The sequence below is a fragment of the Psychromonas saccharinae genome, assembly GCF_051201515.1.
Lineage (GTDB): Bacteria > Pseudomonadota > Gammaproteobacteria > Enterobacterales > Psychromonadaceae > Psychromonas.
This window is the reverse complement of sequence record NZ_CP195153.1, coordinates 884,678-907,117: the sequence shown is the minus strand read 5'-3', so window position 1 is coordinate 907,117 and position 22,440 is coordinate 884,678. Positions and strand designations below refer to the sequence as shown.

Here is a 22,440-nt window from a genome sequence, read left to right as displayed (position 1 = left end):
ATTCAATAGATTATTCACTTTTCAATAACCGTCTGATTAAATTGAATCATAAGCAAATTTATAAGGCTTCTCATGAGGTTTTCATGGTTGAGAGTTTCCCTTCTGTTTTAAAATCGCCATGTAAGTCGATCCCAATAATTAAACGTTCCTCAACATTCGAAGATATTCTTCAGATTTAAAAATTTAACAAAAAAATTCAAAATATAATCCGCACTGTCGATAACGTACTAGACTATATAAGCTTGAATTTTATAATTTTATTGAGCGCTGATATAAGTTTGTAACTAACTGGCTACTCCTCTAAGGAATTACATGAAAAATATTAACATTAGTAAATTACTTGCAATTGGGTTTTCGATTCCTACACTCGCGATTATTGGTTTTTTATTTCTATCAATGTCTGAAATGAATACGATCAATCAGCAATCAACAATTATTTCAGATAACTGGTTACCATCGGTACAGTTAGTAGAAAGAATCAACACCCAAACCGCAGATCTAAGAAATAATGAAGCAGTGCATATTATCTCAACAGATTCACAAACAATTCAAAAAGCCACGACCGATATTAATAAAATAAAACAAGAAGTAGATAATACCGTCAATGCCTATTCAAAGTTAGTAAACAGCCAAGAAGAACAACAACTTGTTGATTCTTTTAAAAAAGAATACGGAGAATATATAAATATTCAAAAACAGTTATTGGCTTTATCGGAACAAAATAAGAATATCGAAGCTAAGGATCTATTTTTAGGTAAATCATTAAGTGCTTATAACGAGTATTCAGCAGTATTATTAAAACTCTCTGCACTTAATGAAAATGGTGCAAAACAAGCCAGTGAATATGGCGACATTATTTACGATCGCTCTATTATGGTTATGATTGTAACGGTTGTTGCGGTATCCATTGCTATTATTATCTTCGCAATATTTATTGCTCGTAGCCTAATAAGTTCAATTACCACCGTACAAAATGCAATGGCAAAACTGTCTGAAGGCGATCTAACCATACGCATTGCGGATCAAGGTACTAATGAATTAGGAATGCTGTCGCAGGGCTTTAATAAAACGGCAGAGCGAATATCGGAAATAACTCAACAGTTAATATTAGTTGCTAACAATGTGGCTTCTTCTTCTGAATCATTAGCTTCAACAACAAGCCAAGGAGAAAGCAATTCACAACAGGTTTTAATTCAAGTTGAGCAAGTTGCTACAGCAGCCAATGAAATGTCTAGCACAGCAGTGGAAATAAGTAAAAATGCGACTGATGCAGAATTATCTACAAGTGAAGCCAGTCAAAATGTTGAAAATGGTCATCATTCTCTCGCACAATCAGACTCAATATCAGAAAAGATCAGTAACTCAGTTAATGAATCTGCTGAAATTGTTAATGAACTAAAAAATTACTCAACAGAAATTGGAACGGTTATCGATGTAATTAATGGTATATCAGAACAAACAAACCTACTCGCTCTGAATGCAGCAATCGAAGCTGCACGAGCTGGAGAACAAGGACGTGGATTTGCAGTGGTAGCAGACGAAGTTCGTTCTTTAGCTGCTAAAACCCAACAATCAACCATAGATATTCAAGATATTATTACCAAACTACAAAGCCAAGCAGAAAAAGCCGATCAATATATGAAGTCCAATTCTGAATTGATCGTGGAATCACAACAAATAGCAGAAAAAGTTAGGGAAGCATTCTCGGGTATTTCTCAATCTGTAGCCACCATATCAGAAATGAACTCGCTGGTTGCGACAGCCTCAACAGAACAGTCCAGCGTTACAGATGAAATATCGCAAAGTATCACCTCAACCGTTGATATGGTAAACCAGAATGTTATTGGTATTAGTGAAACTTTAAATGCCAGTGTGGAGTTATCAGAAGAGTCAATGAAGCAAAAAGAAATCCTATCATTCTTTACTATTAAATAAATATTGCTCTTTTGGCGTTGGATAGTAAGAAAGCGAATTTTTGTTAGCAAAGGTGATGAAAATAATAGCTTTTGTACAGTGTCAGTTAATATAAATAAAATCGATCAATGGATAAATAAGATTGGTTTGAAGCTTTGTCATTAATGCTTCAAAACCAATCTTCATCGCTTAATAACATCACATTTTTATTTCGCCAATGATTCAAACAACTCAATGAACTTCGCTACCCCTTCCTTCGCAATGTCATCGGTCATTGTAAGTGCAGGTAAAAAACGCACAACATTACTGTAAAAACCACAGGATAATAAGATTAAACCGTGTTTCGCAGCGTTTGCGATAATCGATTGTGTTAATGCAACATTCGGTTGGTCGGGATCGCCATTCGAGATTAGCTCTATCGCAATCATAGCACCTTTATTCCTGACATCTAAAATCAGTGCAGGATATTGGCGTTGTAGTGCACTTAAACCGGCATTAAATAAATCACCGATATCATTCGCTCTTTGGACTAGGTTTTCTGCTTCAATAATCTCTAATACCGTTAACGCCGATGCACAGGCAACCGGAGAACCTCCATAAGTGCCGCCTAATCCACCGGGAATGGGCGCATCCATAATTTCGCTTTTACCGACAACGGCAGACAATGGATAACCACCAGCAATACCTTTTGCCATGGTCATTAAATCAGGTTCCACATTCGCATATTCGATATTAAACATTTTTCCTGTACGACCAAATCCGGTTTGAATTTCATCGACAATTAAAACAATACCATGTTCATCACATAGCGCACGCAGTGCAACTAAAAACGCCGTCGGTGCAGAATAAAATCCCCCTTCTCCCTGAATCGGTTCAATAATAATGGCAGCAACATCAGTCGGTGCAATATCGACCTTAAACAGATTTGTAATCGCGTTAAGCGAATCTTTAACCGAAATGCCGTGGCATTCTATTGGAAATGGCGCATGGTAAATATCGCCAGCAAAGGGACCGAATTGATATTTGTAAGGCATCATTTTACCCGTCAATGCCATGGTTAAATTTGTGCGGCCATGGAAAGCCCCATTAAATGCAATAACACCACGACGACCAGTATGCGCACGCGCAATCTTCACACAATTTTCTACCGCTTCGGCACCCGTGGTAACAAATATCGCTTTTTTATCAGATTCCCCCGGTGCAAGTACCGTCAGTTTTTCTGCTAATTCAACTGCCGACTCATAGGGATTCACAGTAAAACAGGTGTGGCTAAATTTATCAATTTGCGCTTTAACAGCCTCAATTATTTTAGGATGACTATGACCCGTGTTACACACAGCAATTCCGGCGCCGAAGTCGATATAGCGATTCCCCTCAACATCACAAATTTCGGCATTTTTTGCATGGTCCACAAACACGGGGTAAATACTGCCTTCACCACGTGCAATAACTTTTTCTTTTCTTGTTTGTAAATCTACATTGCTCATCCTATCCACCTCGTATTTTTTATTAACATTTACAATATTAGTTAACCTCAGTTCTGAATAATGAAAACGAAAAAAATATAAGTATCAATAACTTAAAAAGATATCATACGGTACTGTCTCGTTTAGCTTATCCAGAATGGAGGTTATTTAGTTAAACCACCCATACACAGGTATTTGATTTCTAAATAATCATCTAAACCGTATTTTGAGCCTTCCCGTCCGCTACCCGATTGTTTCACGCCACCAAAAGGCGCAGATGCATTTGAAACGGCACCTTCATTAATGCCAACAATTCCATATTCCAAACCTTCAGCAACACGCCAAACACGACCAATATCGCGAGAATAAAAGTACGCCGCTAAACCATATTCAGTATCGTTTGCCATGGCAATGACTTGCTCTTCGTTATCGAAACTAATAATCGGTGACACTGGCCCAAATATTTCGTTATTAGCAATCGGCATATCATGACTAACATTAGTTAAAATAGTCGGTTGATAAAAGGTATCGCCAGCAGCATCGCGTTGCCCTCCTAAAGCCAGTGTCGCACCAGCTGCAATCGAATCTTTGACTAATTTATCCACGTTATCCACGGCCTCCGTGGTGATCATCGGCCCAATATTAACGCCTTCTGTTAACCCATCACCGATCGTTAAAGCTGAAACCGCTGCTGTAAATTTTTCGGTAAATTCATCGATCACATCTTTTTGGACAAAAATTCGATTAGTGCAAACACAGGTTTGTCCCGCATTGCGATATTTTGACACAATAGCCCCTTGGACAGCGGCATCTATATCGGCATCGTCGAATACGATAAAGGGCGCGTTTCCCCCTAATTCCATGGATACTTTTTTCACCGTGGTTGCACACTGGCTAATTAAAGTTTGGCCAACGGCAGTCGACCCGGTAAAAGTAAATTTAGAGACATCCGGATGTTGGGTTAATACTTTACCCATTCCACGCGCATCGTCACCAACAACCACATTAAATACACCAGCAGGAATGCCCGCTCGCTCAGCCAGTTCGGCCATGGCCAATGCAGAAAGTGGTGTTTGTGTAGCAGGGCGAACAACAAAGGTGCAACCGGCAGCAAGTGCCGCAGCAGCTTTACGAGCAATCATCGCATTGGGGAAATTCCAAGGGGTAATTGACGCGACGACGCCCACTGGTTGTTTAATCACAATAATGCGTTTATCACCCGATGGCGCTGGGATGGTGTCGCCATAAACGCGTTTACCTTCCTCTGCAAACCATTCGATATAAGCGGCACCGTAGGCAATTTCGCCCTTTGCTTCGGCTAATGGTTTACCCTGCTCTAAGGTTAAAATTAATCCGAGATCATCTTGATGTGCGATCATTAAATCAAACCACTTTTTCATCAAACCGGCACGTTCATTGGCAGATTTAGCTGACCACATAGTTAACGCATATTTAGCAGCTTTAACGGCAAGCTGAGTTTCAGCAATACTCGCATTACTGACTTCAGCAATCACTTCACCATTAGCGGGGTTGGTCACTGCAATCTGTGATTCACTGCTATGCCAACTCCCGTTGATATAGGAGAAATTTTTCATAAGTTGGGGATCGTGTAAACCAAATTTATCTGCTTTCATTATCATTCACCTCTGCATTTGATGTATATACCCGTTACCATTCAAGATGCGTTTATCAGCATCTTGAATGGTAACGGGTATATCTATTGAATAATAATTCCAACTCAGGTTAAATACCAAACTATCTATCTTAAGTTTTATCCAAACCAAACATTAAAGGTTTTTTATGCATCCACCTTCAATCATCCCCAGACCAATCGCCGAATATGATTTACGGTTGCTACGTATTTTTGTGTCCGTGGTTGAGCACGGCGGATTTTCTGCCGCAGAAAAAGCGTTAGGCATTACACGTTCAACCATTAGCGTCCATATGTCGAATCTAGAAACACGCATGAAATTAAAATTGTGTTTACGTGGGCGCGGTGGTTTTTCATTAACCGAAGATGGGCAAGCCGTGTATCGTGCGGTCATTAGTTTATTTGATTCGTTAAATGATTTTTCGCTATTAGTCGGTACCTTAGGAAAAGAGTTAAGCGGTGAGTTAGTTATTTTGTGCGCGGATCAACTCGATAGAAAAAAACAAATAAAATTAGCTAAGACCATTGAAATCATACAGATCCGTTCACCTAATTTACATATAACCTTAGATGGAGACGCTATTTCTAATATTGAAAAACTGCTTTTAAAGGACAAGGCACATATTGGAATTTTTCCCGGTTATCAGCCAATAGAAGGGCTTAATTACACGCCCCTTTCAAGTGAACCGATTTATCTTTGTTGTAGTAAAAATCATCCTTTTTTTAATAAGGTAGACACACAAATTACAGTGGAAGATCTCGCGACTGCGTCGACGATTCATCCCGGCATAGACATTCAAGCAGAAGGCCGTGAACAATTAAAAAAATTGAATTTAAATGCCAAGGCTTATCAGTTTGATATGCGTAAAACGATGATATTATCCGGCCGATATTTAGGTTATATGCCACAAAGTTATATTCAAGAAGAACTAAATCGCGGCGAGCTACGCATTATTCAACCCAGCACCCTGACCTATCAATTCGATTTATCCCTAGTGAATAAAAAGAATCCGAGGGAAACCGCTAAGGTGGATCTGTTACTCAATGCATTTCATCGCAGCTTTGATTTAGATAAGGTAAATTAAAAAGAATGGCTTTTAGACACGCGCGTTAAAGTGTTTAATAAATAGCGTGCGGGAGATAATTTATGCAGTCTGAAAGGACAATCAACTTATCGGAAAAGGAAGATTGAGATGGCAAGTCATTCACTCGGATACTTATTATAAGTCACTTTAAAAATGGGCGAGGATCTCTTAAATCCACCAAACTGTCCGTAAAACAAGGTAAACACCTTCACTGTTATTACTCTTAATGTTTATTCAGGTTTAGGTCTCGGTTTATGACGCAATAACAATCCTCTTTTCATATGCATGTTGGTATTAACTGATTCAATGGCGGCTCTGTTTTTTATTTCATTGACTTCAGTTTGAATACAAGATGCCAAACCATCCGTTGATTCTTTAAAGCCATACTCTAGACACGAAGACTTGGCGGATTCAAGTAATTTCAAATGCTGTTCCTGTTGATATTCTGCAATGGAAGCACAGCCTGTTAATGTAACTGATAGCATAAACATAATAATAATTTTCATAACCTATCCCAGTTAAAAATATTCAATATACTCAACATATTTACAGTATAATATTACCCTTCAAGATGCAAAAATCAGTGATTTATGAGATGACTTTTAAAACTCATTCAATTAAGGTTAATTCAATGCCAAACACGCCCTCAACCTTTTTATCAGAGCCACCTGAAGACGCAACAACTCACCATCATTTCAAAATATTTAAACCCTATGGTTTTTTGAGTCAGTTTGTCCCCGAGCCACGCAAAAAGAAGCACTTACTGAGCGAACTTGCTGATTTCCCCGAGAAAACCATGGCAATTGGTCGCTTAGATCATGACTCGGAAGGCTTATTGTTATTAACGACCGATGGCATGATGAGCTATAACGTCAGAAGTAAAGGCATTGAAAAAGAGTACTACGTGCAAGTTGATGGCGCGCTCACCGACGAGGCGATGACATTGCTGCAGCAGGGTGTCGAAATTAGTGTGAATGGCTCGCAATACCTTACCCTTCCCTGTAAAGCCGTAAAACTAAACAGAGAACCAACGCTACCAACACGTGGCCGTAAAATCCGCGATCCTCGCCATGGTCCAACAAGCTGGGTATCAATTACCCTATGCGAAGGAAAAAACCGTCAAATACGAAAAATGACGGCGGCAGTAGGATTTCCTACCTTACGATTAGTCAGAGTTCGGATTGGTCATATTCATATTGAAAAGATGCTTGCTGGTGATGTTATTCCATTAGCCAACCTTGATGCGGCTTTGCAGTAAAGCGCCTGCTTATCAATATGTAGAGAATAGCCATTAGCATTGGTGCGTACCAAAATATTTAACCTAACGAAGTAGCTGTTTTTATTTCTCAACAAACAATTAAAGACGAAGATAAACCTACGCTTCAAATTGTTGAAATAACTTAATGAACTTGGTATCAATATAGTCTTTGATAATAAACGCTAATTTACCGGAAAAAGTAAGCGACCATTTAGAAAAAACGCCTTCACCATCACCTAGGTTATAAATGAGTAAGTAATCCCCTGCTGGTGAAAATTTTTCTAGGGGTTTATCTTCCAATGACGCCATTAAATTATTGTATAACACCGCATTTTGACGCACTGCATATACCCCAACTTTATCCAGAGGTTGATCTGCATAATAGATACAATCTCCACCACCAAAAATATTACGATGACTAGTCGATTGCAAAAAAGCATTTACCTTCAAGCCGCCATCGGGTCCGATATCAAGCCCTGAATTTGCAAATATTTTTGAGGGCTTAACCCCAATGGCAGGAAAAATAATATCAGCGGTATAGGCTTCATTATTTTCAATCACAACCTGACCATCGGCAACTTTTTTAATATACCCCTTTTCAATAATTTCGATGCCTTTACGGGTCAGCAATTTACGCACTAGTTTCTGTACACGAGCTGGTGCGCCAGACATTAAACTACGCCCACAAAATAATTGAATGGTTGGTTTATTAGCAACATTATTTTTGCATAACTGATGAATATTTCCAGCCAACTCGACCGCAGCCGGCCCTCCGCCAAGCACCGCAATTGAAGTTGCCCCTTTGTTAGCCTGTTCAAGTATGGTCTGTCTGGCACGATTAAGTTCTTCGATAGGCTTTGAGGTAAACACATTATCACGCTCACCTTCAACAATATCCTTGGGGACAAAGGATCCGGCATTACAGGAAAGAACATCGTAATGAATAGTCTCGTCGGTTTCGAGTAAATGAACAAGGTTAGCCTCGGGGTCGATATGACTGGCATGCGCCTTAACGAAGCGACCACCTTGGCTTTCTACTAATTTTTTAGTCGCAAAACGAATATCATCGGGTTGATAAGTCCCACCGAGCATACCGGGCCCCATACCACTATAGTAATGATAATCAGAGGGTTGAATAACCGTAACTTGATACCCCTTGGAAATAAATGATGCCAATTTGCTAAGAGTGATCATATGCGCATGACCTCCTCCAATTAATACAAGACTTTTCATACTATTTCCTTTTATTACATTACGTTAAATATCATTTTTATATTAGCTGAAGCTCAGATATCGGACATATAATACTTATTGATAGACCGTTGGATTCCATATCTGCATCAACATGTCCGGATTTTCAATCGGTTTAAATCCAAAATCAGCATATAAACCATGCGCATCCCGCGTTGCTAACATCATTCGCCTAAGCCCCTGTAAATCAGGGTGATTAATAATATTGCTCACCAATAATTTACTTAATCCACGTCCTCGATAGGGTTCAAGAATAAAAACATCGGCAAGATAAGCAAAGGTTGCTTTGTCCGTCGATAATCGCGCAAAACCAATTTGAGAGCCAACTTAAGTATAAACACCAAAAACCAATGAATTATCTATCGCTTTTTGCAGCGTTTCTCTTGGGATACCTTTCGCCCAATAACTTTGTGAAATAAAGCCATATATCATTTCAAAATCGAGATCCTTAGGATCCGATGACACCGTAAATTTATCCATCACTGACTACGACTCCTAACAGGTTACAATGATTTCAATGCATCAATAATATCATCGGGCTCAGAACGGGTACGGTAATCTACATCAACATAACGCCATATAACCTGACCATCTTGACTCAATACAAAGGTCGCAGGAATCGGTAAAATATTACCGTCGCCATTATTAATCACATCAAGGTCTAAATTACGATCAACACGCATATGCTCAGCCATAAACTCAGGGACGTTCCATGCGACACCATATTCCTCTGCCACTTTTGCATCTTGGTCCGATAAGACATTAAAATCCATATTGCTAATTTCATCTTTTGTCATCGAGCCATCGGGCACTTGGGGACTAATAGCAACTAATTGAGCACCTAATGCATTGATTTCAGGTAGCCGCGCATTCAATGCTCTCAGTTGCAAATTACAATAGGGACACCAGCTACCACGATAAAAGGTCACAACGACGGGACCTTCATTGAGTAAATCGCCTAAGAAAACAGATTGTCCATCGGGATTAGGTAAACAAAAATCAGGGGCTTTTTCACCAAGAGGCAGTGCATTATTGCCCTCTTGGAACGCTTTAGCCTGCGCAATCACTTCATCAATTGTTTTCATAAAATCCGGGTTAGCCTGTCGCCCCGCTTCAACTTTTGCTTCTGTTTGTGCTTTTAAACTTTTCATCTATTCCCCTAGGCAATATTTGTTTGTATTAACGACAATGTAAAACTAGCAATTACATTACTGGAATAACACTTTTTATCAATCATTTATGCTATTTAAAGATTCTTTATTTAGAGAAAAAAATAAAATAAGAAGAGGTGAAATGATAGACAGAGCCGAAGACAAAAACGTTTCTTCGATATCCTTATCTCTATACAACTTGAGTCTGCAACGCCAGCAAGGATAAATCACCAACCATCAAACTAAATTCGATGACGAAAGGACAAGGTAAGTGCAATATCTGCACTATTATCCATGTTGATAATATTTTCAACAACGGCAAGCTCCACGGCACTCAATCCAAAATGTAAACGGTAACCAAGGGTGATTTCATTAACGGGTTCGCTCAAATCGCTAATCTCTTCAGCTTCCCCTTCGTATCGACGATACTCAAAAAGATATGCATGGCGAAAAGAGGGACGATACTGATAACCAATACCACCGTTTATTGCCCATTCTTTTAATGAAATACCAGAAAAACTATCGGGTGTACGATGCGTCACACTGCCCATCATATAGACCGTATGATACTGACCAAATCTCCCCGTGTAATTAAGCTGTAAAGCCTGTTCAAAAGCGGTATTTTCGAAGGGACCTGAAGGCAAATAATTGTAATATAAGGTACCACCGAGAGAGAGACTATGGGATTCGTTATCAAACAACAATTGCTCGAGATACAACTCCCAAGAACTACCTAGTATTTCATTTTCAAAGTCTTCGTTAGTGTAATCATCGCTACTAATATAAAAACGGTTATTATCGACATCTTCACGCCCATTTTGCGACATACCAATCATGTCATGAAACGAAATAGTCAGAGAATCTAAATGATTATTTGCAGCATAACGAAATGTGTAGGAAAGTTCGGCTTTCAAGGTTTTATTAATCGGCATTTGAAAACCAACAAATATATCGTTTTGGTAGTAATCGAGGGTGTAATCTTCACTTTCAGCCCATACACTCGCCGCTGAAGCAGACAAAAATAGCTCACTATCCACAAAATCACTTGCATCACGCAACCGTGTATTAACACCGCTCGATTGCAAAGGCGCTTGAGAACGCACCATTAATGGACCAAACCCCGAAGATTCACCCTCGGATTCGGCGTAACTATAACTTCCCATTGTCAGTAATGGAAACAAACCAATCGTCATTTTAAAATATTTTATTTTCATGACATCATCCACTAATAATTTTAAGAAATTTGTTATCAATAAAATACACGTTATCAGACCTTCGCCCCATTTATGGCATACCTAATAATTAAAATCAATGAGTTACAATAATTATTAAATCAAAATCTAACAAAAAAACATTAGGTATTATCGTAATAATCTACACTGGAAACTTGCTATATTTATTACGTTAAATAACTCAAATTAGATCGAAAAAAGTCTAAATAAGGGGAGATAGTCTGGATATACTGAAATTAAATGGTGAAAGATACAAGAGCGTTTGTAACTCCAAAACCAGCAGTGAAAAAAATAGTCAATCAACGTACTGACATGGCTTAATTGATTCGACCACGTCAAGACACAGTAATTGGATAATTACATCAATCATCAGTTATATCACCCAATCACATCAAAATTGCCAATAAAAATATTCCGATACAGCCATTGAATAGCATATATTCTTACCAATACATAACATTTGGTTTGCCACTCAATAAAGCCCCCCTTGCATATTAAAGGCATTTGCAAGTCGTCGTAATTAATCTTCACTTATATGCCATAGATAACAATCGATAAGAGTACGGAATTTGAAGTGAGGTCAACGTCTCCTCAAAGCAGGCGACAGTAAAACACTAAATATTGGTTAGGTTCACGATACCCATTCAATATGGTTTCTGATCATAGGGATTAAAATAAACTACAATTTTTGTAGTTTATTTATCTTTGGTTATATAAATAGGGACTAATACTATTTACTTATACAGGATGCGTCTTAAATAGGAGTTTTGACTATTAGCTTAAACGGCCTAGCCCCGTTCTTTAAGTATCACTTTCGGCCAAGTGGAAAATACCGACTCAGCTATTTTCGGCCATTCAGAGAATGGAAGATTAGTTTCATCACAGTCTTTCTTAATTTTTAATGCTGAAACTTGTACTTTATTATCAGTAATTTGGTATGAGGTTAATACCCCACAACCACCAAGGCCACGATATCGATTATTATTGGTTATAGTAAAGTTTGACATATCACTACGCAAACTCCCCCATAATAATGGCTGATCAAATTGATAAAATGGCGCCTTAGTCAAATCACCAGATATTGTCGTCTCAACATTACCAGAAGCATCATCAGCAGCAATAAATTGAGGGAAAGATAATAAGCTATACTGACCTGAATTTTTTTCTGTTTCTAAAAAAAACATTAGTCCTCGATTATATGCCCCTGTTGTGCAAACTACTGAAACTAATTGGCGTTCTTCAAACCATGGATATACATCAACACCTACAAAGAAAGATGATATATGACTAACCCCTTCATCACACAATTCAGGCCAATTTAATACCGCCTTCCAATCATTACGAGTTTCAGGTTTCTTTACCGTTTTAGTTATTACACTAGATCTTTCTTTTAACGATTTCTCTGACGGTTGTTTAACGGTGGCTGCATAACAAGACGAAAGTAATAGTAATATTGGGCTAACTAAAAGCACATTTGAAATATGTTTATTTAACATTAATTTTCCTTGTGATTTTCGGGAATTAAATTAGCAGTAATGATTTAATTCCGTTTATTACATACTGGCGCTTAATGGTTTTGCTGCTAATCGCAATAAAATTTCAATCTTATTTGCATATTCAGCAATATCGTCTTTTCTATCTTCGCCATTAATAATACGACGAGCCCCAGCATAATCAGTTTTACTTATATTAATGTAATCAGTTAATTTTTTATTAGTGAAAGTACCTTTTCGCATACCGTAAGAGGTAATTTCATAAGCGATGTCTTTTTCAAGTGCTAAATCAGGATTAATATATAATTTATTATCGTAGCCTAATTCTTTACCTATACCTTTATAATTATATTCCCACGTAAGTTGAACATAACCCCGACCATAATAAACATTAGTATATTTTTTATTTTTAGTACCACGTATACCATTATTGTCGGTCACTTCGTATTCTTTAGCATAAGGTTCGCCTTTCCCTTTACCTGCCTCTCGACGAGGAATAAATGAAAATAACGTCTCATGGTAAGCCGTAGCCATTATATAAGCAGCCCAGCGAAGATCCGTGATTTCAGCATCTGCTTTAAGCATGCTAAAGAAACCAGAGAAATCCTCGCCCTTTGTAATAGTTAAACCAAGGTATTGTCTAAAAAATTGTTTAAAAGTAGCATCAGTAATAGTACTAAACCCCTCTTTTGGAATAAGCTCAGGACCAAAAAGTGCTTTACGTAAATCTGTTGGTTTAACTATTTGCTCAGCTAGTAGTTTATTAAATGTAGCCCCTTTAGGATCTACTCTACCATCGGCTTTCTTTACTTTAAGTACATCAAGTTGAAATTTTTTGATTGCACTAATTAATAAAGGTGACTGACTACCATTGACCTGTAAACGAGCAAATCGTTTAGTATCATATTTATCGGTGAGTTTTTCAATTTCCGATACAGCTATCAAAGAAGGACACGAATTAGCTTCACTAAATACATTCATATTGTAATTTGAGGAAAATGATAAACATTCGTTATAACTATTTACGATACAGCTTTTATTGAAGTAATTTTTTAAAAGCACTTGAATAAGGGCTACATCAATAGCCTTATTTTTACCATTACTTCCAACAGAATGTACAATTTCAATTTTTTGCATTGACTAAAATCCTTTTTGATAGCTTAGATATATTCCATGTTTTTATTTCAATACATAACAAACAAAATGCATTCTAATGTGCTTATATAAAAATTGTCAAATATTAATTAAATAACCAGGGATCACACACAAGTTGAATACAAGTAGAAATATCTTCCTGAATTTCAGAGCCAGACAATTATTGAAATTGTGTAGTGATTGAGGTGATTGAGCAGTTTTTTAGTTCAATATAATTGAAGTTTATTATATTTGTTTGGACTGAAAGTGAATTGATATTCCAACTAGTTTCGGGGCGATAACACCTAACAAAAATACTTATTTTAACCTGAGTTCTGGATAAAAAATTATATTTAAACGGCTATCATACTTAAGTAACTAGTTAGCGGCTTAATACATAGCTTTGACGTGGTCAACTATAATCATTACACTACTTCGCAGATAATCATCTTATGCAAATTAAAACCGTTAAATACAATGTAAAGGCTTTAGCTTTTTTAAAGGTACTTTGAAACTCACCAGAGGCTGACATCTTAGAAGCTCTAGTTACATTAATTTATGAATTTGAAAAAGAAAGTTACTCAATTGATGCGCCTGCTCCAATTTAATAAATTAGATTTCGTACGGAGCAACAAAAATTATCTAAGTAATTTAGGTTACTCATTTATAAGTTTCTAGCTCACTCTGCGAACACTGATATGGAAGCGAAATGATATTTTATAAACACGTCAGTATATAAAAATACTGACGTATAAGTGGCAACTTAGCCTGTATTAAATCGCTTGGATTAAACAATACAAAAAGTTAATTACTATTAAACAAATAAGAAAGTTTCAGAGAGAAAGTTGTAACATTGTTCAGATCAATAAAGTATTGATTCACTGCGAGACCAGCAATCCACTTTTTGGACAATTTGTAATCTACGCCAATACCGATGTAAGGATCAATACCATTTTCACTACTGCTAATATGCGTATCTTGATACTCACTATTAAAATCAACACCCCATGACAATAGCCCTAGCGTAGCCTGTAAGTTCACTTTCTCATTTTTTAACAATGAGTAATCAACCTCAACAGCAACTCCCTCTACCAATGCAGGAGAGTTCTTGGCAACCACCTCATGGTATTTATCAGGATCCATACTGTTGTCTGTACTTAATGTTGCGCTACCTTGCCCTAAGTCTAGGTAGCGAGCGGTTAGTGCCCAATCTGGAGTTAAGTAATAACCTACTCCGATTGCCCAAGCAAGATCAGTTCGATCACTATCTTGCACATAGCTCTCATCAACTGACCACTCGCTATCAGCTAGACTAATTCCTAGTTCTGTCTCTATAAACCAGTTTGCTTGGCTATTAGAACTAATCAATATTAATAATCCACCCGTTATTATTCGCCCTTGATATCGAATCAGAACAAATGATCCTAATATCAATATGAGTAAACCTCCCATGCTTCCTCCAGTACTATTTCTCACTACCTCTGATGTATCAGCCTTAACTGTTACAGTAACCTCTGCACTAGCAGATCCACCATTACCATCACTGATTCCATAGCTAATGACATCAGTACCAATGAAATCATCTAGCGAAGTGTAACGTAGTAATTCACGTTCAATGGTGACACTACCAAATTGAGCACTCGCACTGGTAATACTCAAAGTATCGTTATCCACATCACTATCATTGATTAAAACATCTATATTTATGGTATTACCAGTGATAATACTGGCGCTATCATCAACGGCTTCAGGTAATGTGTTATTTGAGTATGAGGATACGCCACCAGGATCAACAATAACACTATTGACTAGCCCATCAGCATCGTTAACACCACCATCCTCAATTGCAATTTGAACACACCAGTCTCCTTCATGTAGTCCAACTAGCCAGTCGCTGTCACCAGGTGGTGGACAGTAGCCTTTAGCCCCTCTCGCTGAAGAAAGATAGTTCTTGCCATTTTCTTGGAAATCCCCCCAAACACCATCACCCTTATATTTGCGGTACACCGCATCAGAAGGTATCGGTAAACGTTGTGGGACTACGAGTAGATAGGTCTGCCCTGCAGTTGGCAAGTCGTAAATAACAAAGTCAAACACACCACCAATATTTTTAGCATTATAGTCTGAACTTAATTCATAGTTCCTTAGTAAGGTACCTCCTGAGTTGTTATTGGCAACAGATACACCTTTGCGTAAACAAGCACTAGACTCACCTTCAACTAAATAACTTTCTGACACTAAGGCTTCTTCCTGAATAATATTGCATTCGCTGATCGCATCTTCGTAATCAGCTATACCATCACCATCACTATCCCCATAACCTTCGTAATCATCAGGGATCAAGTCACCATCACTATCTTGACTACCAAGTACAGCTAGATCTTCAACCACCTCAATATAGACATTAGTTGTAACAATCGCATCGCTGCTATCAGTTACTTCTAATTGAAGTTGATAATAGCCAACGGTTAACTCTTGTGCGGAGAACTCAAATACGTCATCACTGTTACTTACATTGGTTAGATCAATATTGTCATTAATCCAATGATAACTGTGAGTATCTTCTACATTTGCATCGACGACGTTAGCAGTAACCGTGACTAAATCATTATTATTTTGAACGGTAGAACGCTCCTCATTGTCCTGAGACACTGTAATGTGGACATCAGGAGCTATATTAGCTTCGTCAATAGTGAGTTCGTAACTAGCATGGCTTCCTAAATTTAAGGTGTTTGATAAGAAAACAATGAGTGTTTCCTGACCTTCAGTGTTTTCATCTTTATAGGTCGATAATTCAATCACCCCTTCAGTGCCACTTTCAATAGTAATAAAACCATCCACTAAGTCATGATCTTCACTATCACTGCTACCGCTGACAGTGTAAGCAATCGTCACAGGATAGCTTGGCGCTGCACCATTAAGGTAAACACCAATATGGTGTTCTGCACCTTCAATGGTTTGAGCATCTTTACTGATATTAATCATCGGATGCACGGTCACTTTTTGGCTGACTTGTGCTTTATGACCTTTGCTATCTTCTGAACTCCAATAAATGGTATGCAAGCCTGGAGCAAAATAAACAGAATCCCTATCCAAAGAAACGGCTAATGCCTCACCGTTACTATCAACAGCGATTGCACTGCCGATATTGACCTTAGTAAAGAGTCCACTCGCATTAATTTCAATGTCAGCCGGTGCCGTAATATCGACCCATTCAGAGACAGCTATTTCGGTAATTAAGGTTACTAAACCAACACTGCTATCCACACCATCACTCATTCCATAGCTTAAGTTAATCGTTCCAATTGTATCCGTTTTTAGTACAACCTCATTATCAACTATCGATACAGTGCCTAAATCACTACTCACCCATTCAATAGTGAGGGGATCGTTATCGATATCTATATCATTTTGTAATACGTTCAGAGTGTAAGTACCATCGCTTGCCACTGTCATTGTATAATTGTCATTCACTGCAATAGGCATATCATTAACAGCATCAACCGTTACATTAATGGTTTGAATTGTTTCAAAGCCAGCACTATCCGTTAACAATAATGTAAAACTATCACTGCCATTAAAGTTATCATTAGGCACATAACTAACCGTTGTCCCCGTTACACTTGCCACACCATTACTGGCTTGATTAATAACACTTGCAGACACGGTATCACCATCAACATCATCAAAGGTGAAGTTTAACGTTTGATTGTTATCTTCATTGGTACTTAGAGTGCTATCAATAGTAATAGTTGGCTCATCATTTACCGAGTTGACCGTGACACTGATAACTTGGGTTGTAGTAAACCCTGCGTTATCCATTAAGGTCAGCGTAAAGCTATCCGTGCCAAAGAAATTCTCATTGGGGACATAACTAACCGTCGTACCAGAAACACTCGCGGTACCATTGGTCGCTTGTGTGCTAACAGTCGCGCTAACGGTATCACCATCAACATCATCAAAGGTGAAGTTTAACGTTTGATTGTTATCTTCATTGGTACTTAGAGTGCTATCAATAGTAATAGTTGGCTCATCATTTACCGAGTTGACCGTGACACTGATAACTTGGGTTGTAGTAAACCCAGCGTTATCCATTAAGGTCAGCGTAAAGCTATCCGTGCCAAAGAAATTCTCATTGGGGACATAACTAACCGTCGTACCAGAAACACTCGCGGTACCATTGGTCGCTTGTGTGCTAACAGTCGCGCTAACGGTATCACCATCAACATCATCAAAGGTGAAGCTTAACGTTTGATTGTTATCTTCATTGGTACTTAGAGTGCTATCAATAGTAATAGTTGGCTCATCATTTACCGAGTTGACCGTGACACTGATAACTTGGGTTGTAGTAAACCCAGCGTTATCCATTAAGGTCAGCGTAAAGCTATCCGTGCCAAAGAAATTCTCATTGGGGACATAACTAACCGTCGTACCAGAAACACTCGCGGTACCATTGGTCGCTTGTGTGCTAACAGTCGCGCTAACGGTATCACCATCAACATCATCAAAGGTGAAGCTTAACGTTTGATTGTTATCTTCATTGGTACTTAGAGTGCTATCAATAGTAATAGTTGGCTCATCATTTACCGAGTTGACCGTGACACTGATAACTTGGGTTGTAGTAAACCCAGCGTTATCCATTAAGGTCAGCGTAAAGCTATCCGTGCCAAAGAAATTCTCATTGGGGACATAACTAACCGTCGTACCAGAAACACTCGCGGTACCATTGGTCGCTTGTGTGCTAACAGTCGCGCTAACGGTATCACCATCAACATCATCAAAGGTGAAGCTTAACGTTTGATTGTTATCTTCATTGGTACTTAGAGTGCTATCAATAGTAATAGTTGGCTCATCATTTACCGAGTTGACCGTGACACTGATAACTTGGGTTGTAGTAAACCCAGCGTTATCCATTAAGGTCAGCGTAAAGCTATCCGTGCCAAAGAAATTCTCATTGGGGACATAACTAACCGTCGTACCAGAAACACTCGCGGTACCATTGGTCGCTTGTGTGCTAACAGTCGCGCTAACGGTATCACCATCAACATCATCAAAGGTGAAGCTTAACGTTTGATTGTTATCTTCATTGGTACTTAGAGTGCTATCAATAGTAATAGTTGGCTCATCATTTACCGAGTTGACCGTGACACTGATAACTTGGGTTGTAGTAAACCCAGCGTTATCCATTAAGGTCAGCGTAAAGCTATCCGTGCCAAAGAAATTCTCATTGGGGACATAACTAACCGTCGTACCAGAAACACTCGCGGTACCATTGGTCGCTTGTGTGCTAACAGTCGCGCTAACGGTATCACCATCAACATCATCAAAGGTGAAGCTTAACGTTTGATTGTTATCTTCATTGGTACTTAGAGTGCTATCAATAGTAATAGTTGGCTCATCATTTACCGAGTTGACCGTGACACTGATAACTTGGGTTGTAGTAAACCCAGCGTTATCCATTAAGGTCAGCGTAAAGCTATCCGTGCCAAAGAAATTCTCATTGGGGACATAACTAACCGTCGTACCAGAAACACTCGCGGTACCATTGGTCGCTTGTGTGCTAACAGTCGCGCTAACGGTATCACCATCAACATCATCAAAGGTGAAGTTTAACGTTTGATTGTTATCTTCATTGGTACTTAGAGTGCTATCAATAGTAATAGTTGGCTCATCATTTACCGAGTTGACCGTGACACTGATAACTTGGGTTGTAGTAAACCCAGCGTTATCCATTAAGGTCAGCGTAAAGCTATCCGTGCCAAAGAAATTCTCATTGGGGACATAACTAACCGTCGTACCAGAAACACTCGCGGTACCATTGGTCGCTTGTGTGCTAACAGTCGCGCTAACGGTATCACCATCAACATCATCAAAGGTGAAGTTTAACGTTTGATTGTTATCTTCATCGGTGCTTAACGTATTGCCTATGACAATAGTTGGGATGTCATTGACTGATACAATTGTCACGTTAACTGTAATGGTATCACTAACCGTTCCATCACTAACTCCTACTATAAAGCTATCACTACCAAAAAAATTCGTGTTGGTTGTGTAATGAATTACTTGGCTACTACCCGTGTCAACACCAGAAACAGCTACGCTACCAGTTGATGCCGGACTCTTAATCGACCATGTTAGCGTGTCACCTCCATTCGCATCAGTAGCATTTAAGGTTAAAGCAAAGGGGATTGGAGCGTTATCTTCGCTCATGGTAACCGTTATACTTGTCCCTTCTGAAATAACAGGCGCATTATTAGAAGAATGCGTAATTGTTGGTAGCGCCACATCCTTAGAAAAATTATCGACATTATTTCCTGCTTTTATGACAAAGTTATTCGCTGCATCACTAGTCAAAGTAACGGAGAATGACCATGCATTGCTACTCACAATCGAACTTGCTAATGATGTAGAATTATCTGCAACGCCATCATTGTTACTATCTGCATATAAGTATACCGTCACACCATCTTCACTATGGGTACCTGAAATACTATATGGGTTCTTTGAGGTAATTTCTGCATTCGTAGGAGTAGTAACAACAGGTGCAGCGGGTACCGTTGCATCATTAACCACCAATGAAAATACTTTGGGCACACTAGATAAATCAGTATCATCGATAATTTGGAAAATGATAGTTCTGGAAACTACGGTATTGTCCTGTGTGGGATTATTACCTTCATGAATAAAAGTAACCGAACGCAGTACTTTTTGATAGTTCTCAAGTGTGTCTATACCACTTAGGGTTAATACTCCTGTATTGGCATCATACGATGTCGTAATTGAACCTATACCTGTAGCAGCGAGAATATCTCCGGTGATGAAACCTGATGAGATGCGTACTTCGCCACTGCTGAGGTTAATACTGTTGGTATCAAAAAGGACTAATGCACTATCTAGGATTAAAGCCGTATCATGTTTATTAAACACAGCGTTGCTGACCGATAAAGTGATACCAGGGCGAGGCAAAGAAAATACTGTAATGGCCGCATCAGATTGAGCAGCTGCGTATATATGGGTGTTTTCAGGAGAAACAACCATTCCCGATACGCCACCTAACCCATCGACACCAGGATCGCTGTCAGTGACATCATCATTGAAAGTTAAAGCACCAGTGGCATTATCTCGGTCAAACATGGTGATTGCATTATCTGTAATGGCACTGGCAAAGACAAATTTTCCGTCTTGCGATATCGCTAAACTTCGCACACCAGCGATATTATTAACACCGTTACTTCCGTCAGTCTGTACTTCAATAAATGTTACGTTACCAGTGACTTCGCTCCGATTAAATACACCGAGTTTATTCTCTGCTTGACCCGATGTATAAATAGTACTTCCATCGGGAGAGATGATAAGAGAGGTTATTCCTTGCAAGCCATCAGATCCGTCAATACCATCAATAAGTGAATTTCCATAGGTTAAAGCCCCTGTCGTCACATCACGTTGCCAAGTAGTAATTGAATTATCTCCCGATGCGGCATTGTAAAGGTATGCACCATCTGGTGAAATAGCGATACTATTGATCGGACCAGCATCTGGACTACAGCTTGTACTCAACCCATCAATCCCATCGACCCCGTCCGTGAAGGTAGTAGAATAAGTTAACTCTCCCGTAGTTCCATTTCGATTAAAGACGACTAAAGAAGAAGAGCCAGTACCAAGACCATAAACATTTTTTCCGTCTGGACTCACAACAAGATCTAAAGCACAGCTTAAACCTGTAACGGTGTTACCCTTTCCATCATTTCCACCTTCAGTATATTCAGCCACCAGCGTTAACTTACCTGTAATGGAGTCTCGCTTAAAGCTAGAAATTGTTTGGTCAGAGCCTCCTCCTGCAATAGTGTATATATTATTTCCATCCAGGCTAACATCTATGCCAAATAATGTGTTTAGCCCATTAATTCCATTTACACCATCCTTTAATTCTTCGACAAAGGTCAATAAACCGCTCGATGAATCCCTTGAAAAGACAGATAAGGAGCTGCTCCCCCAAGAAATCACATAAACAAATTTTCCATCTGGGCTAACAACCGTATCAGTAGCTTGTTGGAGATTAGCTGATGATGCAGCATCCAATATTGTTTCCACAAATGAAACATCTGCTCTTACCATAGTGGAAGGCAACGAAAAAGTGAGTACCGACAATAGAGTTAATAGTATACTTCCTGAATAGCTTTTTTTGAATTTAGGGGGGAAGCCTTCGAAATAAATGTTGATGGATAAAAAATTTTCTATTTGACTCTTTTTGATACTCATAACATTCCTTAGTAACTATTTGAAATCAAAGCTGACAAGTTTTGTGGATTATCATAATAAATTTTACGTTCATCCGAACAACTGGAAATATGGCAACACGGTATTAAAAACTTAATCATGATAAATACCATTTAGGTCCGTTGCTACGAGATACATTAATTTTCTGGGTACCTTATTAAACCTAAGATTGGGCTGCTTATAGACGCCTGCATATGCAAATTTTGCATCAGTATTTCAGACAATAAGGAGGAACCCGATCGCGGTAAGCCTGAGATGAAATCTACTTTTTGCATTTTCTTTCCTTATTATGCTTTTTATCCATCCAAATAATGCGTTTTTATTTGAATCTAATTAACTAAGAATAGGTCATTAAATTATTCTGTCTAATTGAACTAAACACTTTTATTTTGGATAATACTATCCACTGTCGAGGTGAACATGAGTACAAAACGTCAGTAAAAGACTTACACACACAAGTGAATTTAAAAAAGAGGCGCTAACATTAGTAACTGAGCAAGGTTATAGCTTTCAAAAAGCTGAAGAGCA

At 38.6% G+C, this 22,440-nt stretch carries 12 protein-coding genes and 1 pseudogene; 3 read left to right on the top strand and 10 right to left on the bottom strand.

The window, feature by feature from the left end:
- Positions 1-312 precede the first annotated feature (312 nt).
- Positions 313-1,935, top strand: a complete 1,623-nt coding sequence (locus tag ACR30L_RS04055) for a methyl-accepting chemotaxis protein (RefSeq protein ID WP_435236766.1) — start codon at positions 313-315, stop codon at positions 1,933-1,935.
- Between the two features lie 185 nt (positions 1,936-2,120).
- Here ACR30L_RS04055 and gabT read toward each other — a convergent pair whose 3' ends face one another.
- The gene (gene gabT, locus ACR30L_RS04050; RefSeq protein ID WP_435236765.1) at positions 2,121-3,401 is read right to left on the bottom strand and encodes a 4-aminobutyrate--2-oxoglutarate transaminase; all 1,281 of its coding nucleotides are present in this window, start codon (positions 3,399-3,401) and stop codon (positions 2,121-2,123) included.
- Between the two features lie 143 nt (positions 3,402-3,544).
- Complete coding sequence (locus ACR30L_RS04045; RefSeq protein WP_435236764.1) at positions 3,545-5,014, bottom strand: NAD-dependent succinate-semialdehyde dehydrogenase; 1,470 nt, start codon at positions 5,012-5,014, stop codon at positions 3,545-3,547.
- A gap of 166 nt (positions 5,015-5,180) precedes the next feature.
- On the opposite strand from ACR30L_RS04045, the gene ACR30L_RS04040 reads away from it, so the two are divergent.
- Complete coding sequence (locus ACR30L_RS04040) at positions 5,181-6,116, top strand: LysR family transcriptional regulator (RefSeq protein ID WP_435236763.1); 936 nt, start codon at positions 5,181-5,183, stop codon at positions 6,114-6,116.
- Positions 6,117-6,346: 230 nt separating this feature from the next.
- Here ACR30L_RS04040 and ACR30L_RS04035 read toward each other — a convergent pair whose 3' ends face one another.
- Complete coding sequence (locus ACR30L_RS04035) at positions 6,347-6,622, bottom strand: hypothetical protein (RefSeq protein WP_435236762.1); 276 nt, start codon at positions 6,620-6,622, stop codon at positions 6,347-6,349.
- A 125-nt stretch (positions 6,623-6,747) separates the two neighbouring features.
- Here ACR30L_RS04035 and ACR30L_RS04030 point away from each other — a divergent pair, with 125 nt between their 5' ends.
- A complete protein-coding gene (locus tag ACR30L_RS04030; protein WP_435236761.1) occupies positions 6,748-7,374 on the top strand; it encodes a pseudouridine synthase in 627 nt (208 codons plus the stop codon).
- Positions 7,375-7,491: 117 nt separating this feature from the next.
- Here the strand turns inward: ACR30L_RS04030 and ACR30L_RS04025 are convergent, their stop codons facing one another.
- From ACR30L_RS04025 to ACR30L_RS03995, 7 genes and pseudogenes are all read right to left on the bottom strand, one after another.
- Positions 7,492-8,607 carry an NAD(P)/FAD-dependent oxidoreductase gene (locus tag ACR30L_RS04025; RefSeq protein WP_435236760.1) on the bottom strand — a complete coding sequence of 372 codons (1,116 nt, stop codon included), beginning with the start codon at positions 8,605-8,607 and terminating at the stop codon, positions 7,492-7,494.
- A 75-nt stretch (positions 8,608-8,682) separates the two neighbouring features.
- A pseudogene (locus ACR30L_RS04020) lies at positions 8,683-9,105 on the bottom strand (GNAT family N-acetyltransferase).
- A 23-nt stretch (positions 9,106-9,128) separates the two neighbouring features.
- Entirely contained in the window at positions 9,129-9,776 is a 648-nt protein-coding gene (locus tag ACR30L_RS04015) for a peroxiredoxin-like family protein (protein WP_435236759.1), read from the bottom strand.
- A 242-nt stretch (positions 9,777-10,018) separates the two neighbouring features.
- Positions 10,019-10,990 (bottom strand): DUF3187 family protein, encoded by a 972-nt coding sequence (locus ACR30L_RS04010; protein WP_435236758.1) that lies wholly within the window; start codon positions 10,988-10,990, stop codon positions 10,019-10,021.
- 806 nt (positions 10,991-11,796) lie between these two features.
- Positions 11,797-12,504, bottom strand: a complete 708-nt coding sequence (locus tag ACR30L_RS04005) for a hypothetical protein (protein WP_435236757.1) — start codon at positions 12,502-12,504, stop codon at positions 11,797-11,799.
- A 57-nt stretch (positions 12,505-12,561) separates the two neighbouring features.
- Positions 12,562-13,638, bottom strand: coding sequence for a glycoside hydrolase family 19 protein (locus tag ACR30L_RS04000; protein ID WP_435236756.1), 1,077 nt, complete (start codon positions 13,636-13,638; stop codon positions 12,562-12,564).
- A gap of 801 nt (positions 13,639-14,439) precedes the next feature.
- On the bottom strand, positions 14,440-21,894 hold the full coding sequence (locus ACR30L_RS03995) for a tandem-95 repeat protein (protein ID WP_435236755.1): 7,455 nt from the start codon (positions 21,892-21,894) through the stop codon (positions 14,440-14,442).
- Between the last annotated feature and the right edge of the window lie 546 nt (positions 21,895-22,440).

Excerpts from the sequence above, each read along its gene's own strand:
- ACR30L_RS04010 (WP_435236758.1), bottom strand. The coding sequence starts at position 10,990 with ATGAAAATAAAATATTTTAAAATGACGATTGGTTTGTTTCCATTACTG.
- ACR30L_RS04045 (WP_435236764.1), bottom strand. The coding sequence starts at position 5,014 with ATGAAAGCAGATAAATTTGGTTTACACGATCCCCAACTTATGAAAAAT.
- ACR30L_RS04055 (WP_435236766.1), top strand. The coding sequence starts at position 313 with ATGAAAAATATTAACATTAGTAAATTACTTGCAATTGGGTTTTCGATT.
- ACR30L_RS04000 (WP_435236756.1), bottom strand. The coding sequence starts at position 13,638 with ATGCAAAAAATTGAAATTGTACATTCTGTTGGAAGTAATGGTAAAAAT.
- ACR30L_RS04005 (WP_435236757.1), bottom strand. The coding sequence starts at position 12,504 with ATGTTAAATAAACATATTTCAAATGTGCTTTTAGTTAGCCCAATATTA.
- ACR30L_RS04040 (WP_435236763.1), top strand. The coding sequence starts at position 5,181 with ATGCATCCACCTTCAATCATCCCCAGACCAATCGCCGAATATGATTTA.
- ACR30L_RS04030 (WP_435236761.1), top strand. The coding sequence starts at position 6,748 with ATGCCAAACACGCCCTCAACCTTTTTATCAGAGCCACCTGAAGACGCA.
- ACR30L_RS04025 (WP_435236760.1), bottom strand. The coding sequence starts at position 8,607 with ATGAAAAGTCTTGTATTAATTGGAGGAGGTCATGCGCATATGATCACT.
- ACR30L_RS04015 (WP_435236759.1), bottom strand. The coding sequence starts at position 9,776 with ATGAAAAGTTTAAAAGCACAAACAGAAGCAAAAGTTGAAGCGGGGCGA.
- gabT (WP_435236765.1), bottom strand. The coding sequence starts at position 3,401 with ATGAGCAATGTAGATTTACAAACAAGAAAAGAAAAAGTTATTGCACGT.
- ACR30L_RS03995 (WP_435236755.1), bottom strand. The coding sequence starts at position 21,894 with ATGAGTATCAAAAAGAGTCAAATAGAAAATTTTTTATCCATCAACATT.
- ACR30L_RS04035 (WP_435236762.1), bottom strand. The coding sequence starts at position 6,622 with ATGAAAATTATTATTATGTTTATGCTATCAGTTACATTAACAGGCTGT.